Consider the following 22,861-nt stretch of genomic DNA (forward strand, 5'->3'; position numbering starts at 1 on the left):
ACTGCGGCTGGCGCCGCCGGTTCGTCAGGCGGTCATGACCATGAGCATTGCCATCATGCCTTCGTCCTCGTGGACGGTGTTGTGGCAATGCAGCATGTAGCCGAAGGTGTTGTCGGCGTAATCGGTGAATTGCATGGCGATCACCGTGGTGCTCTGCGGCGAGATGAGAATGGTGTCCTTCCATTCGGCGCACGCGCCGATGGGGGCCACTCCGTTGATCGTCTGCACCTGGAACGGGACGTCGTGCAAATGGAATGAATGAGTCAGGCCGGTGGCGTTGGTTATCGTCCATACCTCGGTCGCGCCCAGCGTCGTCATGATTTCGCTGGCCTCCATGGCGGCCATCGTGGTTCCGGCCACCTTGTTGATGAACATGGTGTTGCCGGTGTTCGACAGGGCGATCGTGCGGGTGGCGTCGGGGCTGCTGACATCCAGTGCGGTGAAGGTGTTCAGTGAGCTGGGCAGGTCGTCCGCGGCCGAGGTGGCGGTCGACGTGAGAGTCACGATCGAGGAGGTGCCGCTGCCGCCGCGCGCGCCGCCGGCGGTGACCGTCGCCTGCAGGGTGATGCTGCCGTCCGAGCTGGTCAGGTCGAGGCAGATCTCGGCTCGTTCGCCGCCGACCAGTTGGAGGCTGGTGACCGAGAGCGGTTTGGACAACAGCGCGGCGTCGGTGGCGACCTGGGTGAAGGCTTTGGCGTCGGTGCGGGTGATGGTGATGATGTCGGCGATCGAGGCGTTGAGCAGGTGGAAGCGGACCCGGCCGGCGTCCACCTCGAGGGTCGGCGTCCCGTCGACAGCCACGTTGGAGCCGTTGACCAGCAGCGGGAACGACGTCGTGCTGGACAGTTCGCCCGCGGTGGTGAACTGGATGACGCTGGATGAGTTCACCGGCAGGGACTGCACGATGAGCGGGAACTGATCGGTGCCGTACGTGTTGGGCAGCGCCGCGGCGCCGTCGGTCGTGTCGTCGACGATGAGCATTCCGGCCAGGCCGCTGGCGACCTGCTCGGAGGTGGTGCCGAGCGCGTGCGGGTGGAACCACAGCGTGGCGGCGCCCTGGTTGATCTCGAACGCCGCCGAGAACGTGCCACCGGCCTCGATGGTGTTCTGCGGGCCGCCGTCGACCGAGGGCGGGATGTGTGCGCCGTGCCAGTGCACGGTGCTGACGTCGTCGAGCTCGTTGGTGATGTCCATCTGGACCTTGTCGCCCTGGGTCACCTTGATCACCGGGCCGAGAAATGCCTGGTTGAAGCCGTTGGTGGCGCTGGTGCCGCTGCTGAGGAGCTGGGTCGTGCCGCTCTGCATGCTCAGCGCGTAGACGTCGGCGCCGCTGCTGCCGGTGGTGGGTGCCAGCAAGGTCGGGATCTGGAGGGTGCCGGTGGCGGTGGCGGCCGCACGAGCCGGAGCCGCGAATCGGAGGCTCGCCCCGACCAGGGCTACCGCACCGATGCCGCGGAGCAAACCGCGACGGGAGATCGTGGATCTGGCCGGGATCGACGCCGGCCGCTGCGCATCTGTCATGGCCGGGAAACGTAGAAATGAATGCTGTGATCGGGGTGTGTAGTTATTGTCAAAACAATCAGACTGGTCACAGAAAAGTGTCCGTGAATGTGTACCAGCTGTAGTAACGCCTGGTGAATCCTGGAATTAGGCTCTCCTGATGTGAATCCCCTGTGGAATCGACGCTGATCGCTTACATGGCTTCCTGCCAGCTGCCATCGATGAATTTCACAGTGATCGGCCGCACTGTGAGCCCTCATCTGCGGGTTCTCGGAATCCATTCACGGAAAGGCAAACCCATGCGAAAACGCACCCTGACCAACGGGGCGGTCATCGGGGCCGTCCTACTCCTGGCGGCCGGCATCGGTGTTGCGGTCGCGTCCGCGGCGACCACCTCCCCGAAGGCTGACGGCGGTAGTGAATGCGCCGACGTCTTCCTCGTCGCGAAGCCGGCCGGAGACTCGGCCGGCACCCTGTGCACCGTGGTCGATTCCAGCGGCACGACGGTCGGCGGCGTGACGGTCACCTTCACCGCCTCGTCGACGTGCAGCGGCAGCCTGATGTTGCGGGCGTCGGGCGCCGATTCGACCGGCGCCGAATTCGGTGAGGTGCAGAAGGTGACCTGCAGCTCGGAGAAGGCGACCGCCTCGTTCACGCCGGTCACCGAGGTCGCGTCGGACACGTTCCTCTGCGGAACCCTGCTGGCCGACAAATACACCGCCGCGCAGGCCTGCGTCGCGATCTCCTGAACCGCGCAGGGCGGAGGCGCCGGCGACGCCTCCGTCCTGATCTATCGATGTATGCAAATATAACCGAGAACATGGAGGTGATCACTGTGCGTTCCGTCTATCGCCGGTGGATTACGGGCCTGGTTCTCGCCCTGACCGCCGTTCCCACACTCAGCGCGGCCGGTTCGGCCGGTGCCGTCAGCGGCTCCACCACCGCTCACGGTGCCGCCGGTGTCTGGTCGGCGTCCCTCGAAGGCGTCCACGGCGTTTCGCCGGACGCCACCGTTCGGCAGATTGCTCGACTCTCGGTGCCGGGCACCGGGATCCGGGTGCGGTTCGGCAACCCGTTCGGCGCCTCGGCGGTAGTTATCCGGGAGGCCTGGCTGGGCCGGACGATCGCGCCCGGCGCACCGAAACTCGTCAACGGCAGCAACAAGCGGCTTACCTTCCGTGGCGCACGCAGCGTCACCATTGCGCCGGGGCAATCGGTGGTCAGCGACTCCGTGCCGGTTACCGTGCAGGCGCAGCAGGACGTTGCGGTCAGTGTCTATGCGCCCGGTGCGCCGGTTAACGACCACACCTTTCCACCGTTCGCCTACGACCCGCCGGCCTCGTACATCGGTGCTGGTGGAAACACTGCGGCCGACGAGTCGGACACCGCCTTCCCGGGTTATCCGGTGATACCGGGCAACACCAGCAGCACGGCCGCCGGCTATCACCCGGGGCAGACGTGGTGGATGGATCTGGTCACCGCCGATCGGCCGGCGGCCAGGGGGACTCTGGTCACTCTGGGCGATTCCATTACCGACGGCTACAACGCGTACGGGCCTCCCGGCCAGCGGTGGACCGATGTGCTCGCCGATCGGCTCAACGCGTTGCCGGCCGAGGCCCGGGTTGCCGTGGCCAACGCCGGGATCTCGGGGAACACGGTCAGCGTGCAGCCGAACCCGTACGACCCGACCAACCAGTGCTGTGGGCCGCCGGCGCCGCAGCGACTCGACCGCGACGTGCTGTCGGTGCCGGGCGTGCGCACGGTGCTGCTGCTCGAGGGAACCAACGACCTCGGCGGCGGCGACTACGCGCCGCCCGCCTCGGCCGCGCAGGTCATCGCGGCGATGCGGGCGATCGCCGACCGGGTGCACGCCCGGCACCTGCGGATCGTGGGCGCCACCGTGCTGCCGATGTGCAACGCGGCCGGCAGCGAGAAGGAGAACAACCGGCTCGCGGTGAACGAGTGGATCCGCGCCGGCGGGGTGTTCGACGAGGTGCTCGATTTCGACGCGGTGCTCCGCGATCCGAACGACCCGACCGTGATGATTGCCGACCTCAGGAACGACTGCTACCACCCGAACGCGGCCGGCGATCAATTGCTGGGCCGCTACATCCCGCTGTCGGCGGTGCTCTAGGGGCGGGCGGAGCCCGCGGCGGAATGACCATCGTCCGGGCCGGTGGCCGGGTGATCTGCGTGCGTTGCAGTGAGGCCGGCCCTGGCCACGGGACCGATCATGCCCGTATCGAAAAAAGATGGTGGCTTTGGTCGAATGAGCTTCGGCGCCGATCGTCACTCTGGAAAGAGCGCCGAACGGAGGAACACTGTGCGTTACGTGATGATCATTGCTGGGGAAGAGGACGGCTGGTTCGACGAGGCCGTTTCCAGTGGGCTCATGGACGAGGTAAATGCCTGGTGGGAGAAGTGGTACGCGGCCGGGAAGATCGTCAAGGGCGGGGCTGAGCTGCAGCCGGCGAGCACGGCCAAAACGGTCTCGCGGGGAGGCGATGGTCAACCCACCGTGACCGATGGGCCCTACCTCGAGCTCAAGGAGGTCGTCGGCGGATTCATCATCCTGGAGGGGGAGGACATCGACGACGCGATCGCGGTAGCTTCTGGTTGGCCGGGGATCGTCCCGTTGGGAGACAGGGTCGAGGTCCGGCCGGTCATGGAGCGTTAGTCGCCCGCAGACGGCGGTTGAGCAGCTCGCGTTCGGCTGGATTGGTGGCCAGCGCGAGTGCTCGCCGTGTTGCTTCGATCTCCTCGGTCGTGCGCCCCAATCGGCGCAGGAGATCCGCTCTCGTCGCGTGCCACAGGCGGTAACCGTCGAGCTGGGCGGCCAGCGCGTCCACTTCGGTCAATGCGGCGGACGGGCCCTCGGTGTAACTCGTTGCCACCGCGCGGCCCAGCAGAACCACGGGGGAGGGGCGAAGGATGAGCAGATCGTCGTAGCGGCGGCGGACCGAGTGCCAGTTCGTGTCCGGGTAGGACGGCGCGAGCGCGTGCAGGGCGGCGATCGCGGCCTCGAGTTGGTAGGGGCCGGGGCGGTCGAGCGCTGCGGCGCGGGCCAGCCGGTTGATCGCTGCCTTGATCAGCGAACGGTCCCAGGTGCGGCGGTCCTGGTCCTCCAGGAGGACCAGGTGGCCGCTCGGATCGAACCGGGCCTCGGCGCGCGACTCGTGCAGCTCGAGGAGGGCGGCGAGGCCGGCCGGTTCGGGCTCGGTCGGCATCAGCGCGGTCAGCCGGCGGGCCAGGTCGAGGGCCTCGGTGGTCAGTTCGGTCGAGGTCAGGTGGCCCTCGTTGTAGATCAGATAGATGACGGCCAGGACGGCCGTGAGGCGTTGCGAGTAGTCCTCGGGAGGCGGCAACTCGAACCGGACGTGCTGTTCGCGCAGGCGGCGCTTCGCCCGCACCAGCCGCTGCGCCATGGTGGCCGTGGGCAGCAGGAACGCGGCGGCGATGGTGTCGGTCGAGAGGCCGGCTACGGCGCTGAGGGTGAGCGCCATCTGAGCCGGCTCGGCGAGGGCCGGATGACAGCAGGCGAACAGGAGCGCGAGCCGATCGTCCGGCGCCGGGGCCGGTGGCGACATCTCGGCCAGCTTGCTTCGCCCGATCTCCTCGCGGCGGAGACGGTCCAGCGCCTTGCGCCAGGCGGTGGTCACCAGCCAGCCGGGCGGATTGTCGGGCACGCCGTCGGCCGGCCAGCGGCGCAGCGCCTCGGCGACCGCGTCCTGCAGCGCCTCCTCGGCCCGGTCCAGGTCGCCGAGCCGCCGGGCCAGCACACCGCGGACACCGGGCGCATGCTCGCGCCAGACCTCGTCGAGGATCGGCCGAACATCGATCATGCCGGCAGTTTGCCGCATCAGGCCGCCTGAGCGCATCGGGCGCCCGGTCGCGCCCGCCCGGTCGCGGCCGAGATTTCGCAGGCCAGGAGCGGTTCCGCCCCCCGGTCCCACACCGCTGCGGCCCGCAGGGTATGGTTTACCTACCGACGCGGGGTGGAGCAGCTCGGTAGCTCGCTGGGCTCATAACCCAGAGGTCGCAGGTTCAAATCCTGTCCCCGCTACAAAGGAAACGCGGTCCGTCAAATGACGGGCCGCGTTTCTATTTGTCTGGGTGGATGCGCGTGGGATGCCCAGGAATTGGCCGCGGGCAATGCCGTCACACTTGTACTCGATCTGATCGCGGCCGGCGCCCTTGCGCGACGACCGAGCAACTCGCTTCGGAGGACGGTATGACGACACCCGACCCGTACGCGTACGGCGTCTATCCGTCGGACGGGTTTCACCCGGCCGACGGCTGGGTCCAGAAACTCGACGACACGTGGTCCGTCGTGGTTGCCGGGCGGTCGTCGCTGAGCTGCGTTCTTCGGCGGCGGGACGACGGCGGGATCGACCTGCTTGCCAGCGGGCTGCCGATCAGCGCGGTGGTCGTCCACGTCGGGTCGGCGCCGGTTCGGCGTTACCCGGGGGCTTCCCGGTGGAACTGGGGCTCGAAAGAGCGGTGGCTGGTGTTCGCCTCGGCCATGTCGGACCCCGACTACATCAACATGGTGCCGCCCGGTCAGTCCGAGGGCCGCCCGTGGCGGCGGACCGACCTGCAGAAATCGGTGGGCCGGCGGCTGACCGGCGGATCGGGTTCGGTGGGGCAGCAGTTGTCGGAGTGCGGCTATCAGTCGCTTGCCCGCAACGAGGACGGGGCCTTCGAGGTGCTGGGGGATCCGCACGCGGCCGGGCCCCTGGTGGGGCGCAGCGGCGCGGAGTGGCGCCTCCTTCAGCCGGGGAGCGAGCTGCGGCAGTGGGACGAGTCGCGCAGCCCGTTCCGGGGCGCCGTCGACGAGCTGCGGCTCTTCCACCGGGCGCCGAAATCCGCGGAGAGCGGCTACCCCAGCCCGCACTTCCACCTCGGCGACGGGCCGGATGTGGCCGACGCGATCGTGGTCGCGCCGCAGTAGGAACGGAGACCATCGGCTGACGCTCACGAATCCGGTCGGCCCGCCGATCGGGTGGGTATGGGTGTCGGCTTTCTCCGGCAGGAGAGCCTGCTGGTGGAGGCGTTCGCGCGCAGCACGATCGCGAAACTGGTGGTCGGCCTGCAAGCCGGTGCTCAGGGCGAGATCGTCGAGGCAAACGCTGCCTTCTGCCTGCTCGCCGGGCGGGAGCGGGACGCGCTGGTCGGCTCGTCCTGGCCGGCGCTGTGCGTGGAGGACGACCGAGCCACCGTCGCCGCGGCACTCGAGTCGGTGGCTCGCGACGATCGGCCGGCGGTCAGGGTCGGGCACACCCTGCTGCGCCCGGACGGCACGGCGGTGCGGCTCTCCGGCGGCTTGGTCGCGGTGCACGACGATGCGGGTACGGCGTACGCGGTCGCCGAGATCGTCGAGTCCCGGGACGGCGAGGCCGAACGGCTGCGCACCACGATCGGGGTGCAGCGGGAGATCACCGCGGTGGCCCGCGACCGGGACGCGGCCCTGCAGCTCATCGCCGACCGGACCCTCGCGGTGGTGCCGGCCGGGGACAGCTGTGTGGTTCAGCTGTTCGATCGGGCCGAGGGCGTGCTGCGGTCGGTGACCGGCTCGGGACGACTCGCCGCCGCGGACCTGCCGCTGGCGCCGAAGCCCGAGTCATTGTCCGTGCTAGCCATCGAAACCGGCCAGACCGTGCGCTGCGACGACACGTTGAGCGATCCGCGGGCCAGCCAGGCGATCGCCCGGAGCACCGGCATCCGCTCGGTGCTGGTGGCGCCGATGCGCGACCTCGACGGCGTGCCGCTCGGCACGCTGGTGGTCGGGAGCCACCGGGCCCACGCGTTCGACGACGGCGACGCGCGGCTGCTCACCCTGCTCGGGCACGCGCTCAGCGGGGCCCTGCGGCACGCCGGCGACGCTGCCGAGAACGCCGCCCTGCTGGAACGCTCCCGGTCCGCGGTGCGCGCGCTCGCCAAGGAGCAGGAGGCCACCCTGTCCGCCGTCGAGCAGATGGTGCGCAGCGAGCGGCGGTTCACGTCGGTGTTCGCGCACGGGCCGATCGCGAAGATCGTGGTCGGGCTTCGCGCAGGCGACCTCGGCCGGATCATTCACGCCAACCCGGCGTTCCACGACATCTTCGGCCACTCGTCGTCGCGGATCGGCGGGCTGCACCTGTCCGACCTGGTCACCGAGGGGCAGGCCGACGAACTCGCGGACGGCCTGGCCGATCTCGTGTCCGGGCAGGACCGGGGCGGTGAGCAGGAAGTCGTGCTGCGGCGGGCCGACGGCGGGCCGGTGACCGTGTCCGCGCACACGTCGGTGATCGACGACGACGACGGTGGCCCGCAGGTCGCGGTGATCCAGTTTCTGGACGTCACGGCCGCCCGTGAGGCGCAGGCCGCGCTGGAGCGGAGCGAGGAGCAGTTCCGTACGGCCTTCGACGGCAGCCCGATGGGGATGTTCATCGCCGACGAGGGCGGCCGGATCCGGCAGGCCAACCCGGCCGCCGCCGCCCTGACCGGCCGCAGCGTCGACGAGATCGTCGGCCTGTCCGCGGCCGATCCGATCCCGGCGGACCGCTGGCCGCCGGTCGGGACCGCCGTCGAGCAGCCCCTGCCCCGGCCGGACGGCACCAGCGTGTGGATCCGGGCCACGGTCTCCCCGATCCCCGGGCCGGAGCAGCGCGCCTGGCGGCTGATCCAGGTGCAGGACATCACCGCCGAGCGGGCCGCCGCCGAGGCCACCCGCCGCCAGGTCGACCGGCTGCGAACCACGCTGGATCTGCAGCGCGAGGTCACCGCGGTCGCGGCCGACCGGGACGCCACGCTGCGGGTGATCGCTGAGCGCTCCCTGGAGGTGTTCGAGGCCGCCGTCGCCAGCGGAGTCGTCCTGGTCGAGGGCCCGCACCTGCGCTGCGTCGCCGCGGCCGGCACCCTGGCGGTGGCGGCCGGCGAGGTCATTTCGGCAACCGGGACGTTCACCGCGCTGGCCCTGGCCACCGGCGGCACCGCGTCCTGCCCGGACACCAGTATCGACGACCGGGTGGACAGCGCGGCCTGCGCGGCGCTGGGCGTCCACTCGGCGATCACCGCGGCCCTGTACGCCGGCACGGACGTGATCGGCTCGCTGACCATCACCGCCGGCCGGCCGCACGGCTTCGACGACACCGACGAGCAGCACCTCGCGCTGCTGGCCGACTGCCTCAGCTCGGCGCTGCGGCACGCCGACGACGCGGCCCGCAACGCCGCCCTGCTCGCCGAGCGGACCGAGGCCCTCGCCGCGCTGAAGATCAGCGAGACCCGGTTCCGGCTGACCTTCGACAACTCGCCGCTCGGCGTGGCCCTGATCAGCCTCGACCCGGACAGCCGCGGCCGCTACCTGGCCGCGAACCCGGCGATGACCGCGATCACCGGATACTCGGCCGGCGAGCTCGGCGCGATGACCTACCGGGACCTCACGGACGACGGGGCCGCCGGTGACCTGCTCGACGCGCCCGCCCACGCCGAACACCGCTACCGCCATCGGGACGGGCACGACGTCTGGGTCGCGGTCTCGTCGGCCGCCGTGCACGACGACAGCGGTCGCGCCCTGTACGTTGTCAACCAGGTCGAGGACGTCAGCGCCCGGCGGGCCGCCGAGATCGAGCTGCGGCGGCAGGCCCGGCTGCTCGAACTGATCCCGGCCGCGGTCATCGTCCGCGACCTCGACGGCACCATCCGGCAGTGGAACGCCGGCGCCACCGAGCTCTACGGCTGGCCCGCCGCGGAGGCCGTCGGCCAGGTCACCCACCAGCTGCTCGGCACCGTGTTCCGGACCGGCACCACCCCAGCCGAGCTGCGCGAACGGCTGCTGACCGAGGGCCGCTGGGACGGGCCGCTGGAACACCGAACCGCGGACGGCGGCACGGTCACCGTGCTCAGCCGCTGGGCCCTGCACCGCCCGAACGGCGGCGCCGACGCCCAGGTGCTGGAGATCAACGCGGACGTCACCGCCGCCCGGGCCGCCGAGCGGGCCCTCGCCGAGAGCGAGCAGCGGTTCCGCGGGCAGTTCACCAACTCGGCCGTCGGGCAGGTCATCTGCGATCTCGACGGCGCGCTGCTCGCGGCCAACCCGGCCTACAGCCGGCTGGTCGGCCACCCCGCGGCCGACCTGCTCGGAAGCACCGACCACGGCATGATCCACCCGGACGGCGCGGCCGGCCGCGAGGAACGCCTCGACGAACTGATGTCCGGCCGCGCCGACTTCTATCACGTGGAGGGCCGCCTCCAGCACGCCAGCGGCCGGTGGGTCGACGTCGAGGCCACCGTGTCCCTGGTCCGCGAACCCGACGGCCGCCCGAAGAACATCCTGGCCGCGATCGTCGATGTCTCCGACCGGCGCACCGCGGAACGCGCCCGCGATCTCGCCGCCGAGGAGCTTGCCGTCCGCAACGACGAGCTCGAAGCCGCCAACCAGCTCAAATTCGACATCGTCGGGATGCTCGGCCACGAGATCGGCAACCCGCTGTCCTCGATCCGCGGCTACGCCGAGGTGCTCATCGACGACTGGACCGCCCTCGGCGAGGCCCGCCGGGTGCGCGCGATCGAGGCGATCGCCCGGCAGTCGAGCCGCCTCGACGAGATCGTCCGGGACATCCTCGCGATGGTCACGATCGACTCGGGCGCCGTCACCGCCGACCGCGTCGAGCTGTCCGCCCACGACGAGATCCGCCGTGCGCTCGCCGTCACCGGCGACGACGTGCCGATCGAGGGCGCCGACGCCCGGGTGCTGGCCGACCCCGGCCACCTGCAGCAGATGCTGATCAGCCTGCTGGGCAACGCCGGCAAGTACGGCGGCGGCTGCACCGCCATCCGGGTCACCCCCGCCGGTCGACGCGTGCGGATCGCCGTCGTCGACAGCGGTCCCGGCGTACCGGAAGAATTCAGGTCCCGGCTTTTCGAACGCCTTGCCCGCGCCGCGCGTGATGCCGACTCCGCCCGCGGCACCGGTCTTGGCCTTTACATCGTCCGTGGCCTGGCCCAGGCCAACCGCGGCGACGCCGGCTACGAGCCCGGCCCGGCGGCCGGCGCGGTGTTCACGCTGACCCTCGAGTCAGCCTGACTTCAAGCTGCGGTCTCGGTCTGCACCTTGTCCCGCCGCCGCCGCCCCCAGGTGCGGGTTTCGGCCAGCACCAGCGCGTCGATCGCGGCCACCAGCTCCTGCTGACGCTGCGGGGTCCGCTCGGCGCTCGGCACCAGCCGGTACAGCGCGATCTCGGCCGTCGCCTTCGCCCGCGCCTCGGACGCGGCCAGCCAGTCGTCGTGCCAGGAAACGATGCGGCGCAGCCCGGCGAGGAAGGCCACCAACCCGGCGACGGTCGCGGTGATCCAGGCGGGCGCGCTCAGAGCCGCGAGCACGGTAGCGGCGCCGGCCAGGAAAAGCGCCCCCGCTTCCGAGCCCACATAACGATGATGTGTACGGCGCATCTGCGCCCGGTACCACTCGTTCTGCACGACGGCGTGAACCAGGGCCCGATCGCCAAGATCTTCCTCAGTGAGCCGCTCGTCGATCTCGACGAGCTGCTGCCGTTGCGCACGCTTCACCGGCACAGTGTGCCGGGCGGGTCAAGACACCTGCGACGAGCTGGTCCGTCGATGCGCCCCTGAGGTGGGCCGATTGATCATCTCAACGTTCTGCAGAGTGTGGTCCTCATCAAGCGGCACCCGATACCGATAGGTAATGCCGTCATCCCGAACCACAAAGTCATCAGCCTCCGGCCGCCGCCAGGTGAGAATCATCTGCCCGTAGCGCTCAGCCAGTTTCACCAGAGCGGGGAAGTTGTCGACGCTGACCACCGGCTTCCCGGGCGGACTGGCCATCGGCTCCACCTGGACGAGCAGCTGGGGGTAGCGGCGCTCGATCTCGGCCCGGGTCCGAACCGGCATCCGGCGGAGCGCCGCAATGAGGACCACGGCGGCAATCGCGATGGCGCCGATCAGCGCAAGAATCGCGTAGGAACGCGCCTGCGACGCCGTCATCCAAGGATGGCCGAAGACCCTGATCTCACGCGGAATCGTGATCTCCGATGCGGCAGTGCCCGTGGCGTCAGTCTCGAGTTTGCCGCCAGCCACTGCCATCTGCAAGGGACTCACTCCGAGCTGCAATGGCGCGACCAGGTCTGCTAGCCCAGGCGACGTGACCTGGGCGGTGAGTTGGATTGTCACCGATCCGGTGGGGGATGCGCCGATGGCCCGGGCCGCGTCGTCGGCCCGCGCGACCAAGGCGGGGAGATCGAGGGGAATGGTTGCGTCGAAGTTCGTTGCGGTGAACGACGTCTTCTTTACCAGGGTCAGGGCGGTGTGCCAGCCGGTCCCGTTGGTCAGTGTGGCTGTGAGGGCGAAGGTGCCGGCCGGGCCGTCGTAGCGGGTGTTGAGATTGGCTTTGTCGGTGAGCTTACGAAAGATCGGGTCGGGCGACTTCACCGTCGTGCCGTCGTAGGCAGCGGACTTCGGCACCGTTGCCGAGTATGAGTAGGCGATCGATTGCTCAGGTGATTTTGTGGCCGCCTGAAGTTCGACGACGGGCTTTATCCAGCCGAGAATTCCCAGCGTCAGGGCGAATACGGTCAGCACCGCGGCAACCACCGCGGCGGCGCGAAACACGGGTGACAGGCGTTCGACCGCCTTCACGACCGCAGCAGCGGTCGCCCACGTGCCTCCCTGGCCCGACGACATGGCGTTCACCTTCTTCTTCCGGCGCCCTCGCGGGATGTCCCGCCGTGTTCGTGCCGTCGAGGCCCCGCCACTGATCACGAGAAAGCTGATCATTCCCAGCCCGCTCGGACCCAGCAGCGGCTTCAGCCAGATGCCTCCGTGGGGAACATGCAGTACCGCTCGACCGATCATCTCCTCGGTCGTCGGGGTCAGCGGGTCGATCGACTCGTTGTTGTCCCCCTTCATCACAAATCCCGCGGAGCCGCTCCCGCCGATGATGCGATGCAGGACCCGCTGCCCGGGAACGTCACCATGGTAGGCAACAATTTGCCCGACATGGTACGAATCGGCCTTCGCGACGAATACCAGGTCGCCCTGGTAGTAGACGGGGTTCATGCTGGTGCCGTGGGTCGCCACATAGCTGATCCGCTCCGTCATCACCGCCCAAGCACCGATGGCCGCCATCCCGAGGATGGCGGCCACGATGTAGGCACGCAAAGCTTTATGAATCGGATCTCCCGGATTTGCGGTGCTCTCGCAAGCCTCGCATTCCGAGTTGCTGAACGGGGCGGATTAGCTGTTGGTGACGGCCAGCTGGACGCCGGTGAGCCCGTCGTAGTAGCCAGCCGCGGCGCTGGCGTTGTCGGACGTGATACAGGTGACGGTGGCGGGGGTGGCGTTAAGGTGAACCTTCACCGCGGTGGCGTCAAGGACCGTAGCCGCCACACTGCCTGAGCAGGACCACTTCGTCGCCGTGACGAGCCCCGTGCCGCCCGTGCTTGGCGTGATCGTCAGGTAAGCCCCGTTCGCGCCGGCGACGATGACCTGGATCCCGGTGACCCGGTCACCGACCGAGTTGCCGCTGCTGTCGGTGGTGGTGTAGTTGATATCGGTGATGCTTGCACCGCCCGACACGGTCTGAGTCAGAGTGCCGCCTACGTACTGGGCGGCGGTGCCAGTGCCGGAGCCAGCCCACGAAACACCCGTACCGGTCATTGCGGTAGCGCCAGCGGCGACGATGCCGGCTGCGACGACTCCACCGGCGATCTGAAGCATGCCCAAGGAACGCATAGGATCATTTCCCCCTGTTTCGTTGCCATCCGGACGGTCGCCCTCGCGGCCCCTCATTTCGGTGAACTTCGTGCTCACCGCTTGACACCTGATGAATCGGTCGGCCAGGTGCTCGGCCTAAGGGCTGGGGCGGTCTTTTCTGGCAATTTGCTGGGGGAATTTCGCGTGAAGCGGCTCATCCGTGCCCTGGCGGTGCTAGGGCATCTCCAGTCCCGGAACGCCCACCGGGGACGCGGTCTGGGAGACTGGGTTAGATGGGCGAACGAGTGCTTGAAGCGGACTGCGCAAAGTGCGCCGGCCTTTGCTGTATCGTCCCGGCGTTCGCCAAATCGTCAGACTTTGCGATCAACAAGCCGGCCGGCAAGGCGTGCCCGAACCTTCTGGGTGATCACCGGTGCGGGATCCACGAGCGGCTCGACCAGAAGGGCTTTCACGGGTGCGTGGTGTTCGACTGCTTCGGGGCGGGGCAGCGGATCACCCAGGAGAACCCGGGGGCCGACCTCTCGATCATGCGGCAGCTGCACGAGCTGATGTGGCTGCTGACCGAGGCGTTGGGGCTGGACGCGGCTGACGCCGTACACAAGCAGATGCGGGAGGCTCTCGCGCAGACCGACCACCTCGCGGGCGGAACGCCCGGTCTGAACGAGGTCGAGGAGCAGCGGCGCAAGGTCAACGCGTTGCTGCAGAAAGCCAGCCACCTCGCGCGGGCCGGCACCAAGCGGGCCGATCACCGGGGTGCCAATCTGATCGGGCGCAAGATGCGCGGGGCCGACCTGCGCGGGGCGAGTTTTCGCGGCGCGCTGCTGATCGGGGCCGACCTGCGCGACGCTGACCTGCGGCGGGCCGACTTCACCGGGGCGGACCTGCGTGGGGCTGATCTGCGCGGCGCGAACCTGGCCGGGGCGCTCTTTCTGACGAGATCGCAGATGCGGTCGGCGGTCATCGAAGCAAACCACCCATAGGATGTGCCCATGCTGTGGCTGCTGACCGTCGTGGGCATCATCGGTCTGCTGCTTTTCGACTTCTTCTTCCATGTGCGCAAGGCGCACGTGCCGACGCTCGGCGAGGCCGCCCGGTGGACGGCGATCTACGTGACGATCGCGCTGCTGTTCGGCCTGGGCGTCACGATCTTCGGGGGCGGGCAGAAGGGCGCGGAGTATTTCGCGGGTTATGTCACCGAGGAAGCGCTCTCGGTCGACAACCTGTTCGTCTTCCTGTTGCTGCTGTCCAGCTTCAAGGTGCCGCGGGCCGACCAGCAGAAGGTGCTGCTCGTTGGGATCGCGGTGTCGCTGGTGGCGCGCACCGGTTTCATCTTCCTGGGCGCCGCGCTGATCAACTCGTTCGCCTGGGTGTTCTACTTGTTCGGGCTGATTCTGCTGGTCACGGCGGGCAACCTGCTGCGGCAGCAGGGCCACGACGAGGGGGAGTCGCCGGACAACTTCATCATCCGGGTGGCGCGTCGTTTCCTGCACACCTCCGATGAGTACGACGGGGACAAGCTCTTCACCCAGAAGGACGGCCGGCGGGTGATGACGCCGATGCTGCTGGTCATGGTGGCGATCGGCGGCACCGACATTCTGTTCGCGCTCGACTCGATCCCGGCGATCTTCGGGCTGACCCAGGATGTGTACCTGGTGTTCACCGCGACCGCGTTCTCGCTGCTCGGCCTGCGGCAGCTGTATTTCCTGATCGACGGGCTGCTCGACCGGCTGGTCTATCTGTCCTACGGCCTGGCGGCGATCCTGGCGCTGATCGGCGTGAAGCTGATCCTGCACGCCATGCACGAGAACAACGTGCCGTTCATCAACGACGGCGAGCCGGTCCACGCGGCGGAGATCTCCACCGGGCTGTCGCTGGCGCTGATCGTCGGCATTCTGCTGCTCACCGTCGTGGTGTCGCTGCTGAGCCCGAAGGGCCGCGCGCAGACGTACGTGGCGGCGGCCCGGCGGCACGCGCTGGAGTTCCTCGACATCGAGATCGACCCGAACTACTGCGACAAGATCTATCACCGGCTGCTCGACGAGGAACGGCAGATCAAGCGGCTGCCGGAGAAATACCGCGCCAAGATCCGGGCCGAGGAGGAGCTGATGGACCTGCTCCACCGGGCGCACGAGGAGCACGCCGAGCGGGTGGCGGACGGGCGTTGTTACTCGCCGGCCGCCCCCCGGTCAGATGTTGCGCGTGGGTGAGCCCACCTCGTCGTCGATCGGCCGCCGCGGGCTGACGCCCCGGTTGCGGGCCGAGTTGGCGGCCAGCCGGGCCGCGGTGCGCCGGGCCTGCTCGGCCCGTTCGTCGGGAGCGCCGAGGTAGGCGGACAGGTTGGCGGGCTGGGCCGGGCCGAAGTCGCGGTCGGCGACCAGGTTGGCCACCCGGGCGGCCAGGTCGGCGGCGCGGGCGGCCAGGTCGGGCGTGCCGCGCAGGATGGCGTCGTCGGCCGGTTGGGCCGGCCGGGCGTGCACCACCGGGTCGAAGCCGGGCCGCAGTGTCTGTGGCGGCGTGGTGCCGAACTCGGCGTGCACGGCGATCGGCCGGGCCGGGACGGCCGCCGGGACCGCGGCCGAGGCCGCATAGGTCGGGCGGGGCCGCGGCGCCGGCTGTTCCTGCACCGAGACCGAGCCGAGCAGCGTGACGGTCTGGCCCTCGCCGCCCTGGTAGTTGCTGAACTCGGGGCCGATCACGAGGCGGGACAGCATGCGGCCCTGCGGCGCCGGGATGCCGAGCTCGGCGGCGTGCTCGACGCGGTATCGGGCGATGGCCTGGCGTAACACATTGGCCAGGCGGTCGGCGTCACCGACCGTGGCGATGTCGCCGCCGGCGAACACCAGCGCGGGGAACGAGCCGCCCGGGCCGGCGCAGACCAACTGGATCTGGGTGACGGTGGCCGAGCGGCCGGTGTCACGGTTGCCCGGCTGCACCCGCAGGTGCTGCGGCCACGGCCAGCGCAGGTCGCCGGTGGCACCGGTGGTGACGTCGCGGTAGATCACCCGGTCGTCGGTGACGACCACTTCGGTCTCTTCCGGCAGGGTCCAGCGCGGCAGCGAGCTGGGCTCCTCGAACGCATATTCGGCGACGGCGCAGCGGCCGCTCCATAGGACACGTGAACCGGCGGCATCGCCGGCGGACATGCCGGGCGGAGCCAGAAAATACTTATCGTTCATGCGCCTACCCCCCAGTCGGCGGCCGCGAGTGGAACGCGGCTGAGTCCGATTACAGCCGAGTAACATCGGCCGCGACAAGTCAGCAGGCGCGTTTCACACCGCTTTTGTTGACGACAACACGACAGGCCGGAAATTCCTGCACCTTCGGCCTACGGTTCGTCACTTTCTGCTACTGAACAGTCCGGCCGGCGGAGTGGGTGACGCGACGGCGTCACGATCAGTTACCGGCGCCGTTCCTCCGGTAAATCGGTCGAGATCAGTCTCCACCCGCCCCGGGAACCAGTCGCCGGCCGCCCGGCGGGTCAGTTCGGCGATCGGCGGCGGGGTGCGGCCGGCGAGCACCACGAGGTTGCCGAAGCGCCGGCCGCGCAGCACCGCGGCGTCGGCCACCAGGCAGGCTTCGGGCAGGGCCGCGCGGATCGTGGCGACCTGGCTGCGGGCGTAGCGCAGCGGTGGGCCGTCCGCGACGTTGGCGATGAGCCAGCCGGTCGGGGCGAGGACCCGGGCCACCTCCTGGATGAACTCGACCGAGGCCAGGTGGGCGGGGGTGCGGGAGCCGGCGAAGACGTCGAGCACGACCACGTCGTACCCGGCCTCGCGGATGCCCTCGACGGCCGCGCGCGCGTCGGCCACCCGGACCCGGATGGAAGCTCGCGCCGGCAGCGGAAGCTCGCGCCGGACCATCTCCACCAGCGTCCCGTCGATCTCCACCACCCGCTGCGGGGAGCCGGGCCGGGTCGCCGCGAGGTAGCGGGGCAGCGTCAGCGCCCCGCCGCCGAGGTGCAGCGCGCGCAGCTTCTGCCCAGGCGGCGCGATCAGGTCGATCGCGGCGGCCATCCGCCGGATGTACTCGAATTCGAGGTGGGTGGGGTCGCGGAGGTCGACGTGCGACTGCGGGGTGCCGTCGAGCAACAGCGTGAACGATTCCGGCCGGTCGGCGTCCGGGATTAGTTCGGCGACGCCGGAGGCGACGGTTTCGACGATCCTTTTAATGCGCTGCGGCACCTTAATCCCCGAAATCCCGGTATTGGCCGCGATGCGGCTTTTAAACTGAAGTTGTGTCCACAAGTAATGTGCTTGCACAGATCTTCGGCGAACAGAACAGCGGCGGCGACGAGCCGCGCCGCCCGCCGGGCCCGCCGCCGACCGTCGCGATGCCGGCGATCCTGGCCGCCGCCAAGCAGGAGGCCGGCCCGCCGTTGCGGATCCGGCGGCGCGAGTCCGAGGAGGGCCAGTTCTTCTGGCGCTGGGACTGTGAGGGCTGCGGCGAGTACGGCGGCGGGCGGCACCACGCCGACGCGGTGACCCGGGCGATGCGCCACTGTGGCGAACACCCGGAGCACCGCTCGTCGCTGCTGCCGCCGACGCTGTGCCGTCAACGGGACGGTTTCCTCCCGCTGCACCCCATGCTGTTCGCCGTGGACGACGACCCCGGGCCGGAACCGCTCGCGGTCTAGCGCTGGGTCGTGTCGCCCTCGCCGGTGCGCTTCTGCGCCTCGTCGACGCCCTTGTCGATGTGGTCGGAGTATTTGTGGCCGGTCCGCTTGTCGACCTCGTCACCGACCTTGTCGAGGGCCTTGTCCACCTGCTCGTCGTGCTTGTCGATGAAGTCTTTGGCCTTGTCAAGGAAGCTCATGGGGTCGTCTCCTTCGTCGTCCGGTTGCGCAAGATCGCCGCGGTCCGCTCGATACGCGGGTCCGCGGCGATCTGCTCAAGGCTAAGCCGCAGCGGCATGCGCCAGTTCGGGTACTCGTCGTAGGTGCCCGGAAGGTTCGGCTGGTCCAGTTCGCCCAGCACGTCGTAGAGCGACGCGGTGATCAGCCGGCACGGGGTGTGGGCCAGGAACTCGTGCATCGCCACCACGACCTCGTCGTCGGTGCTCGCAGCCGTGATCAGGCCCTGAGCCGTCAACGCGGCCCTGAGCCGGGCGCGGTCGGTGTCGGCGGTGGCTCGTTCGTCCTCCACCGTGCCGGCCAGCTGGCCCAGCTCGGCGCGCACCTTGACCTGCTCACCGGCCAGGAAACCGGCCGCCGTCGGCAGGTCGTGGGTGGAGATCGTGGCGAGCGCGTTGCGCGGGTAGTCGGCCGGCGGGTAATAGACCTGCTCCGGGTCCTCCCAGTCGCGGGTGAACCAGAGCACCGCCGAGCCCAGCATGTTCATGCGTTCGAGGCCCTCGGTGACGGCCGGTTGCACGGTGCCGAGATCCTCGCCGATCACCACCGCGCCGGCCCGGGTCGCCTCCAGGGCCAGGATGCCGAGCATCGCCTCCGGGTCGTAGTGGACGTAGGTGCCGTGCGCCGCGTGCATGCCCGGCGGCACCCACCAGATCCGCCACAGGCCGGCCACGTGGTCGACGCGCAGGCCACCGGCGTTCTTGAAGATCCGCCCGAGCATGTCCCGATAGGCCGCGTAGCCGGTCTCGATCAGCTGGTCCGGCCGCCACGCGCTCAGCCCCCAGTCCTGGCCGAGCTGGTTGAACGCGTCCGGCGGAGCGCCGATGTGCACCCCGGCGGCCAGCACGTCCTGCAGCAGCCAGCCGTCCGCGCCGGCCGGGTCGGTGCCGACCGCGAGGTCCAGCACGACGCCGACCGGCATGCCCTGCTCGCGGGCCGTCTCGCCGACCGCGCCGAGCTGCTCGGTCAACAGCCGCTGGACCCAGACGTGGAAGGCGATCCGGTCGCTGCGGAAGGACCGCACCGCGGGAGAGTCGGGGCGGCGGAACTCGGCCGGCCACTCCTGCCAGTTCGCGCCGTGCAACTCGGCCAGGGCGCAGAACCGGGCGAAGTCGGTGAGACCGGGGTCGGACTCCAGATCGACCTCGCCGGCCAGCGGCCAGAGCACCTCCAGCGCGGCCCGTTTGGCCTGCCACACCCGGCTGTAGTCGATCAGCTTGTCGGTGACCGGCTTGAACGCGTCGACCTTCGCGCGCAGCGGCGGATCGGCCCGGCGGTATTCGGCGGTGTCCTCGATGTGCAGGTAGAGCGGATTGGCGAAGCGCCGGCTCGACGGCGAATAGGGCGACGCCGGCACCGGCAGCGTCGGCGTGATCGCGTGCAGCGGGTTCAGCAGGACCAGCCCCGGTTCGCCCGATTGCGCGATGAACGAGCGCAGGTCGCGCAGGTCGCCCATGCCCCACGACGTCTCCGAGTGCAGGGCGTAGAGCTGCAGCATCCAGCCCCATGTCTCGGGCGGCGCGGGCAGCTCGGCCGGCACCACCACCAGCGTGATGTCCTGCCCGCCGATCGTCAGCCGGTGCCAGCCGAGCGGCAGGTCGGCCGGGACCGCGCCGGCCACCTCGCGCCGGCTGCCGTCCTCGAGCTCGAGGATGCCGTCGCCGGGCAGCTCCCGACCGGTTCCGAACCGCACCACGATCGTCCCCGGCAGCCGGCCCAGCCCGTCCCGTTCGCGGACCGCGGCCAGCGCGGACCTGATCGCCTTCGGCGTAGTGGCGTCCACCCCCAGCAGCCCCAGCACGCCGACGACCGACTCGGCCGAGACGTCCTTGCGCTTGCGATGCCAGTCCTCGTACCAGGTGGCCACTCCGTTGGCCTCGGCCAATGCGACCAGATCGGCGTCCATCCGCACCCCTTCCGCTCGATTCCCCTGCCTCTTACCCTGCCCGATCGCCCGCAATTCGGACAGCCTGACTGGCTCTTGCGCAGGTCGGGCAGGATGGGACACATGTCAGCAGCAGTGAAGTGGTGGTCCCGGGCAACCGCGGCAGTGACCGGCGTCATGCTCACCCTGGTGGTGCCGGTGCACGCATGGGCCGCCAGCAACGGTGTGGCCGATGTGGCGATCGAGGCGGCGAAATACCGGCGTAGCCGGCGCGGCTTCGGCTTCTTCGGGTTCGCCGCGGTGTGCTGCCTGCTCGTGGTGGGCGCGGTCGTGCTGATCGTCTTCCTGATCCTGCGGAGCCGGCGCAAGAAGTAAATTCCGTAAAGCGGCGGCGGGCTCACAGGAGCCCGACCTAGCTTTGAAGGATGCGGATACGCCGTCGGACGCTCGCACTCGGCACCGGGATCACGGTGGTGCTGTGTGTGCCGCTGGCGATCTCGGTCGCCGCGAGCGCCACCAACGACGTGTTGATCTCCCGAGGCCGGGGCGCGGTCGCGTCCTCGGTGCTCGGCTCGACCTGGGTGGCCGGCAAAGTAACCGACTCCGACCCGAGCAGCCGCTGGGCCAGCACCGACGGCCCGGGCACCCAGTGGGTCCGGGTCGACCTCGGTAACGTGCAGAAAGTCGATCGGGTCCGGCTGCGGTGGGACAAGGCGTACGCGAAGAACTACCGCGTGCAGACCTCGGCCGACGGCGCCAACTGGAACGATGTCTATGCCACCCGCTCCGGGGACGGCGGCACCGACGATCTGAAACGGCTCGGCGGCTCCGGTCGCTACGTCCGGGTGCTGGCCATCCAGCGCGGGCGTGCGGCCGGTGGTTATTCACTGGCCGAGGTCAAGGCGTACGGGCCGAAGTCCGCCCCGCTGCGTGCGGTGGCGCCGGCGAGCGGATCGCTGGCCGCCGGGCTGGACGACAGCCGCAAGAAGGAGACCGCGCTCGAACTGGTCGCCACCGCCGAGAACTCGACGCTGGACTGGCGCAGCGCGTACGCCTACATCGAGGACCTCGGCGACGGCCGCGGCTACACGGCCGGGATCGTCGGCTTCTGCTCCGGCACCTCGGACATGCTCGACCTGGTCAACGAGTACACCCGTCGCAAGCCGCAGAACGTGCTGGCGTCCTACCTGCCCGCGCTGCGCACGGTGGACGGCTCCGACTCGCATGCCGGCCTCGACCCCGGCTTCACCGCCGCCTGGAAGCAGGCCGCCCTCGATCCGATCTTCCAGAAGGCGCAGGAGGACGAGCGCGACTGGATGTACTTCGACCCGGCCGTGCGGATGGCCCGCGCCGACGGGCTGCGCGCGCTCGGCCAGTTCGCCTACTTCGACGCCGCCGTCATGCACGGCGTCTCCGGGCTGCGCGGCATCCGGGCGACGGCGTTGCGCCAGGCCGAGGCGCCGTCCGACGGGGGTGACGAGCTGAGCTACCTCAACGCGTTCCTGGACGCCCGGGTGGACGAGATGCGCACCGAGAAGGCACACCTCGACACCACCCGGGTCGACACCGTTCAGCGGCAGTTCCTCGACCGCAGCAACCTCGACCTGTCCGGGCCGCTGACGTGGAAGGTCTACGGCGACCCGTACCGGATCGGCGACGCGGGTTAGGCCTTCGTCCACTTCTGGTTGGTGGTGCCGCCGCAGTCCCACAGTTGCAGGGCCGCGCCGTTCGCGCTGTTCCAGTCCTTGATGTCGACACACTTGTTGGCCGACACGTTGACCAGGTCACCGGCGGCCGACAGGGTGAATCGCTGCACCGGGTTGCCGTTGCACGTCGCCAGCTGGATCGGCGTGCCGTTGGTGAGCGCGCCGCCGGCCGGGTCCATGCACTTGCCCAACGCACGCAGCGTGCCGTCGCTGTTGGCGGCCCAGCTCTGGGCGGCGCTGCCGTTGCAGTCGTAGGTCTGCAGGCGGGCGCCGTCGACCGGGTTGGCTGCCGGGATGTCGATGCAGCGGCCGCTGAAGTTGCTCTTCAGCGCGTTGCCGGTGGTCGTGCCGCCGCCGTTGTCGCTGTTCCACGCCGAGACGCGGACGTAGTCGACCAGCATGGTCTGCGGGAACACGGTGGTGGCGTCCGGGTAGCCGGGCCAGTAACCGCCGACCGCCACGTTGAGGATCATGAAGAAGTTGTGGTCGAAGACCCAGGTGCCGCTCACGTTCGACGGCGTGACGCGGAAGTACTCGGCGCCGTCCAGATACCAGACGATCAAATTCGGCGACCAATCGACGGCGTACGTGTGGAAGCCGTCGCCCAGGGGCGAGCCGATCGTCTTGTTGCCACCAACACCACTGGCGCCCGAGTAGCCGGGGCCGTGCACCGTCCCGTACACCGTGTTGGGGGCGTTTCCGACGTTCTCCATGATGTCGATCTCGCCGGTGGTGGGCCAGTTGTTGCCGCCCAGCATCCAGAACGCCGGCCAGATGCCCTGGCCCTTCGGGATCTTGATGCTGGCCTCGAACCGGCCGTAGGTCTGCGAGAACTTGTCCGCGGTCAGGATGCGGCCCGACGTGTACTGGCAGGTGCCGTAGTGGCACTGGTAGTTCGCCGGGTTCTCCTTGCGGGCGGTGATCGCCAGGTGGCCCTGGCCGTCCTGATAGACGTTGCTGGTCGAGGTGGTGTAGTACTCCTGCTCGTTGTTGCCCCAGCCGCTGCCGCCGGTGTCGAACCTCCACTTCGACGAGTCGACTGTCGAGCCGGACGAGCCGTTGAACTCATCGGACCAGGTGACGGCGCCGACCGCGGCCTCGGCCGTGTCATTGCGCGTGCCGGCCCATAGGCCGGTGGCGAGTGTCGTCGCGACCACGGCCGCGGCGAGTAGGAAGCGGGTCTTACGCATGGGGGATTCCTCCGGGGAAGAG

20 protein-coding genes and 1 tRNA gene are annotated in these 22,861 nt (G+C 69.6%); 11 read left to right on the forward strand and 10 right to left on the reverse strand.

Going from position 1 to position 22,861, the window contains the following annotated elements:
• Positions 1-24: 24 nt before the first annotated feature.
• The gene (locus tag AB0E90_RS12110) at positions 25-1,521 is read right to left on the reverse strand and encodes a multicopper oxidase domain-containing protein (protein WP_360403041.1); all 1,497 of its coding nucleotides are present in this window, start codon (positions 1,519-1,521) and stop codon (positions 25-27) included.
• A 278-nt stretch (positions 1,522-1,799) separates the two neighbouring features.
• Here AB0E90_RS12110 and AB0E90_RS12115 point away from each other — a divergent pair, with 278 nt between their 5' ends.
• From AB0E90_RS12115 to AB0E90_RS12125, 3 genes are all read left to right on the forward strand, one after another.
• Positions 1,800-2,249 carry a hypothetical protein gene (locus AB0E90_RS12115; RefSeq protein ID WP_360403043.1) on the forward strand — a complete coding sequence of 150 codons (450 nt, stop codon included), beginning with the start codon at positions 1,800-1,802 and terminating at the stop codon, positions 2,247-2,249.
• An 86-nt stretch (positions 2,250-2,335) separates the two neighbouring features.
• Entirely contained in the window at positions 2,336-3,634 is a 1,299-nt protein-coding gene (locus AB0E90_RS12120) for a GDSL-type esterase/lipase family protein (RefSeq protein WP_360403045.1), read from the forward strand.
• 99 nt (positions 3,635-3,733) lie between these two features.
• A complete protein-coding gene (locus tag AB0E90_RS12125; protein WP_360403047.1) occupies positions 3,734-4,177 on the forward strand; it encodes a YciI family protein in 444 nt (147 codons plus the stop codon).
• On the opposite strand, the gene AB0E90_RS12130 is transcribed toward AB0E90_RS12125, so the two are convergent.
• Positions 4,164-5,342 (reverse strand): DUF6596 domain-containing protein, encoded by a 1,179-nt coding sequence (locus AB0E90_RS12130; protein ID WP_360403048.1) that lies wholly within the window; start codon positions 5,340-5,342, stop codon positions 4,164-4,166. The genes AB0E90_RS12125 and AB0E90_RS12130 overlap by 14 nt on opposite strands.
• A 147-nt stretch (positions 5,343-5,489) precedes the next feature.
• On the opposite strand from AB0E90_RS12130, the gene AB0E90_RS12135 reads away from it, so the two are divergent.
• From AB0E90_RS12135 to AB0E90_RS12145, 3 genes are all read left to right on the forward strand, one after another.
• A tRNA-Met gene (locus tag AB0E90_RS12135) sits at positions 5,490-5,563 on the forward strand.
• A gap of 168 nt (positions 5,564-5,731) precedes the next feature.
• Positions 5,732-6,451: a hypothetical protein gene (locus tag AB0E90_RS12140; protein WP_360403050.1), complete on the forward strand. Its 720-nt coding sequence runs from the start codon at positions 5,732-5,734 to the stop codon at positions 6,449-6,451.
• Between the two features lie 57 nt (positions 6,452-6,508).
• On the forward strand, positions 6,509-10,564 hold the full coding sequence (locus tag AB0E90_RS12145; RefSeq protein ID WP_360403052.1) for a PAS domain S-box protein: 4,056 nt from the start codon (positions 6,509-6,511) through the stop codon (positions 10,562-10,564).
• A gap of 2 nt (positions 10,565-10,566) precedes the next feature.
• Here AB0E90_RS12145 and AB0E90_RS12150 read toward each other — a convergent pair whose 3' ends face one another.
• From AB0E90_RS12150 to AB0E90_RS12160, 3 genes are all read right to left on the reverse strand, one after another.
• Positions 10,567-11,046, reverse strand: a complete 480-nt coding sequence (locus tag AB0E90_RS12150; RefSeq protein WP_360403054.1) for an SLATT domain-containing protein — start codon at positions 11,044-11,046, stop codon at positions 10,567-10,569.
• A 21-nt stretch (positions 11,047-11,067) separates the two neighbouring features.
• Positions 11,068-12,639 (reverse strand): DUF5305 family protein, encoded by a 1,572-nt coding sequence (locus tag AB0E90_RS12155; RefSeq protein ID WP_360403056.1) that lies wholly within the window; start codon positions 12,637-12,639, stop codon positions 11,068-11,070.
• Between the two features lie 90 nt (positions 12,640-12,729).
• On the reverse strand, positions 12,730-13,305 hold the full coding sequence (locus AB0E90_RS12160; protein ID WP_360403058.1) for a hypothetical protein: 576 nt from the start codon (positions 13,303-13,305) through the stop codon (positions 12,730-12,732).
• A 176-nt stretch (positions 13,306-13,481) separates the two neighbouring features.
• Between AB0E90_RS12160 and AB0E90_RS12165 the strand changes: the two genes are divergently transcribed.
• Both AB0E90_RS12165 and AB0E90_RS12170 read left to right on the forward strand, forming a co-directional pair.
• Complete coding sequence (locus AB0E90_RS12165; RefSeq protein ID WP_360403060.1) at positions 13,482-14,189, forward strand: pentapeptide repeat-containing protein; 708 nt, start codon at positions 13,482-13,484, stop codon at positions 14,187-14,189.
• A gap of 9 nt (positions 14,190-14,198) precedes the next feature.
• Entirely contained in the window at positions 14,199-15,416 is a 1,218-nt protein-coding gene (locus AB0E90_RS12170; protein ID WP_360403062.1) for a TerC/Alx family metal homeostasis membrane protein, read from the forward strand.
• On the opposite strand, the gene AB0E90_RS12175 is transcribed toward AB0E90_RS12170, so the two are convergent.
• The gene (locus AB0E90_RS12175; RefSeq protein WP_360403064.1) at positions 15,396-16,385 is read right to left on the reverse strand and encodes a translation initiation factor 2; all 990 of its coding nucleotides are present in this window, start codon (positions 16,383-16,385) and stop codon (positions 15,396-15,398) included. The two genes, AB0E90_RS12170 and AB0E90_RS12175, sit on opposite strands and share 21 nt — an antisense overlap.
• Positions 16,386-16,544: 159 nt before the next feature.
• The gene (locus AB0E90_RS12180; RefSeq protein ID WP_360403066.1) at positions 16,545-17,390 is read right to left on the reverse strand and encodes a fused MFS/spermidine synthase; all 846 of its coding nucleotides are present in this window, start codon (positions 17,388-17,390) and stop codon (positions 16,545-16,547) included.
• Between the two features lie 53 nt (positions 17,391-17,443).
• Between AB0E90_RS12180 and AB0E90_RS12185 the strand changes: the two genes are divergently transcribed.
• Complete coding sequence (locus AB0E90_RS12185) at positions 17,444-17,842, forward strand: hypothetical protein (protein WP_360403068.1); 399 nt, start codon at positions 17,444-17,446, stop codon at positions 17,840-17,842.
• Here AB0E90_RS12185 and AB0E90_RS12190 read toward each other — a convergent pair.
• Entirely contained in the window at positions 17,839-18,021 is a 183-nt protein-coding gene (locus AB0E90_RS12190; protein ID WP_360403070.1) for an antitoxin, read from the reverse strand. The genes AB0E90_RS12185 and AB0E90_RS12190 overlap by 4 nt on opposite strands.
• Positions 18,018-19,964: a 4-alpha-glucanotransferase gene (gene malQ / locus AB0E90_RS12195; protein ID WP_360403072.1), complete on the reverse strand. Its 1,947-nt coding sequence runs from the start codon at positions 19,962-19,964 to the stop codon at positions 18,018-18,020. Before malQ ends, AB0E90_RS12190 begins: the two co-directional genes overlap by 4 nt.
• A 102-nt stretch (positions 19,965-20,066) precedes the next feature.
• On the opposite strand from malQ, the gene AB0E90_RS12200 reads away from it, so the two are divergent.
• Together AB0E90_RS12200 and AB0E90_RS12205 are read left to right on the forward strand one after the other, a co-directional pair.
• Positions 20,067-20,318: a hypothetical protein gene (locus AB0E90_RS12200; protein WP_360403074.1), complete on the forward strand. Its 252-nt coding sequence runs from the start codon at positions 20,067-20,069 to the stop codon at positions 20,316-20,318.
• A 50-nt stretch (positions 20,319-20,368) separates the two neighbouring features.
• Positions 20,369-21,610, forward strand: a complete 1,242-nt coding sequence (locus AB0E90_RS12205) for a chitosanase (RefSeq protein ID WP_360403076.1) — start codon at positions 20,369-20,371, stop codon at positions 21,608-21,610.
• Here the strand turns inward: AB0E90_RS12205 and AB0E90_RS12210 are convergent.
• Positions 21,607-22,839, reverse strand: a complete 1,233-nt coding sequence (locus AB0E90_RS12210) for a family 16 glycosylhydrolase (RefSeq protein WP_360403078.1) — start codon at positions 22,837-22,839, stop codon at positions 21,607-21,609. The two genes, AB0E90_RS12205 and AB0E90_RS12210, sit on opposite strands and share 4 nt — an antisense overlap.
• Positions 22,840-22,861 lie beyond the last annotated feature (22 nt).

Source organism: Actinoplanes sp. NPDC026619 (assembly GCF_040638295.1).
Classification (GTDB): domain Bacteria; phylum Actinomycetota; class Actinomycetes; order Mycobacteriales; family Micromonosporaceae; genus Actinoplanes.

Excerpts from the sequence above, each read along its gene's own strand:
- AB0E90_RS12110 (WP_360403041.1), bottom strand. The coding sequence starts at position 1,521 with ATGACAGATGCGCAGCGGCCGGCGTCGATCCCGGCCAGATCCACGATC.
- AB0E90_RS12115 (WP_360403043.1), top strand. The coding sequence starts at position 1,800 with ATGCGAAAACGCACCCTGACCAACGGGGCGGTCATCGGGGCCGTCCTA.
- AB0E90_RS12125 (WP_360403047.1), top strand. The coding sequence starts at position 3,734 with ATGCCCGTATCGAAAAAAGATGGTGGCTTTGGTCGAATGAGCTTCGGC.
- AB0E90_RS12130 (WP_360403048.1), bottom strand. The coding sequence starts at position 5,342 with ATGATCGATGTTCGGCCGATCCTCGACGAGGTCTGGCGCGAGCATGCG.
- AB0E90_RS12140 (WP_360403050.1), top strand. The coding sequence starts at position 5,732 with ATGACGACACCCGACCCGTACGCGTACGGCGTCTATCCGTCGGACGGG.
- AB0E90_RS12145 (WP_360403052.1), top strand. The coding sequence starts at position 6,509 with ATGGGTGTCGGCTTTCTCCGGCAGGAGAGCCTGCTGGTGGAGGCGTTC.
- AB0E90_RS12165 (WP_360403060.1), top strand. The coding sequence starts at position 13,482 with ATGGGCGAACGAGTGCTTGAAGCGGACTGCGCAAAGTGCGCCGGCCTT.
- AB0E90_RS12170 (WP_360403062.1), top strand. The coding sequence starts at position 14,199 with ATGCTGTGGCTGCTGACCGTCGTGGGCATCATCGGTCTGCTGCTTTTC.
- AB0E90_RS12175 (WP_360403064.1), bottom strand. The coding sequence starts at position 16,385 with ATGAACGATAAGTATTTTCTGGCTCCGCCCGGCATGTCCGCCGGCGAT.
- AB0E90_RS12190 (WP_360403070.1), bottom strand. The coding sequence starts at position 18,021 with ATGAGCTTCCTTGACAAGGCCAAAGACTTCATCGACAAGCACGACGAG.
- malQ (WP_360403072.1), bottom strand. The coding sequence starts at position 19,964 with ATGGACGCCGATCTGGTCGCATTGGCCGAGGCCAACGGAGTGGCCACC.
- AB0E90_RS12200 (WP_360403074.1), top strand. The coding sequence starts at position 20,067 with ATGTCAGCAGCAGTGAAGTGGTGGTCCCGGGCAACCGCGGCAGTGACC.
- AB0E90_RS12205 (WP_360403076.1), top strand. The coding sequence starts at position 20,369 with ATGCGGATACGCCGTCGGACGCTCGCACTCGGCACCGGGATCACGGTG.
- AB0E90_RS12210 (WP_360403078.1), bottom strand. The coding sequence starts at position 22,839 with ATGCGTAAGACCCGCTTCCTACTCGCCGCGGCCGTGGTCGCGACGACA.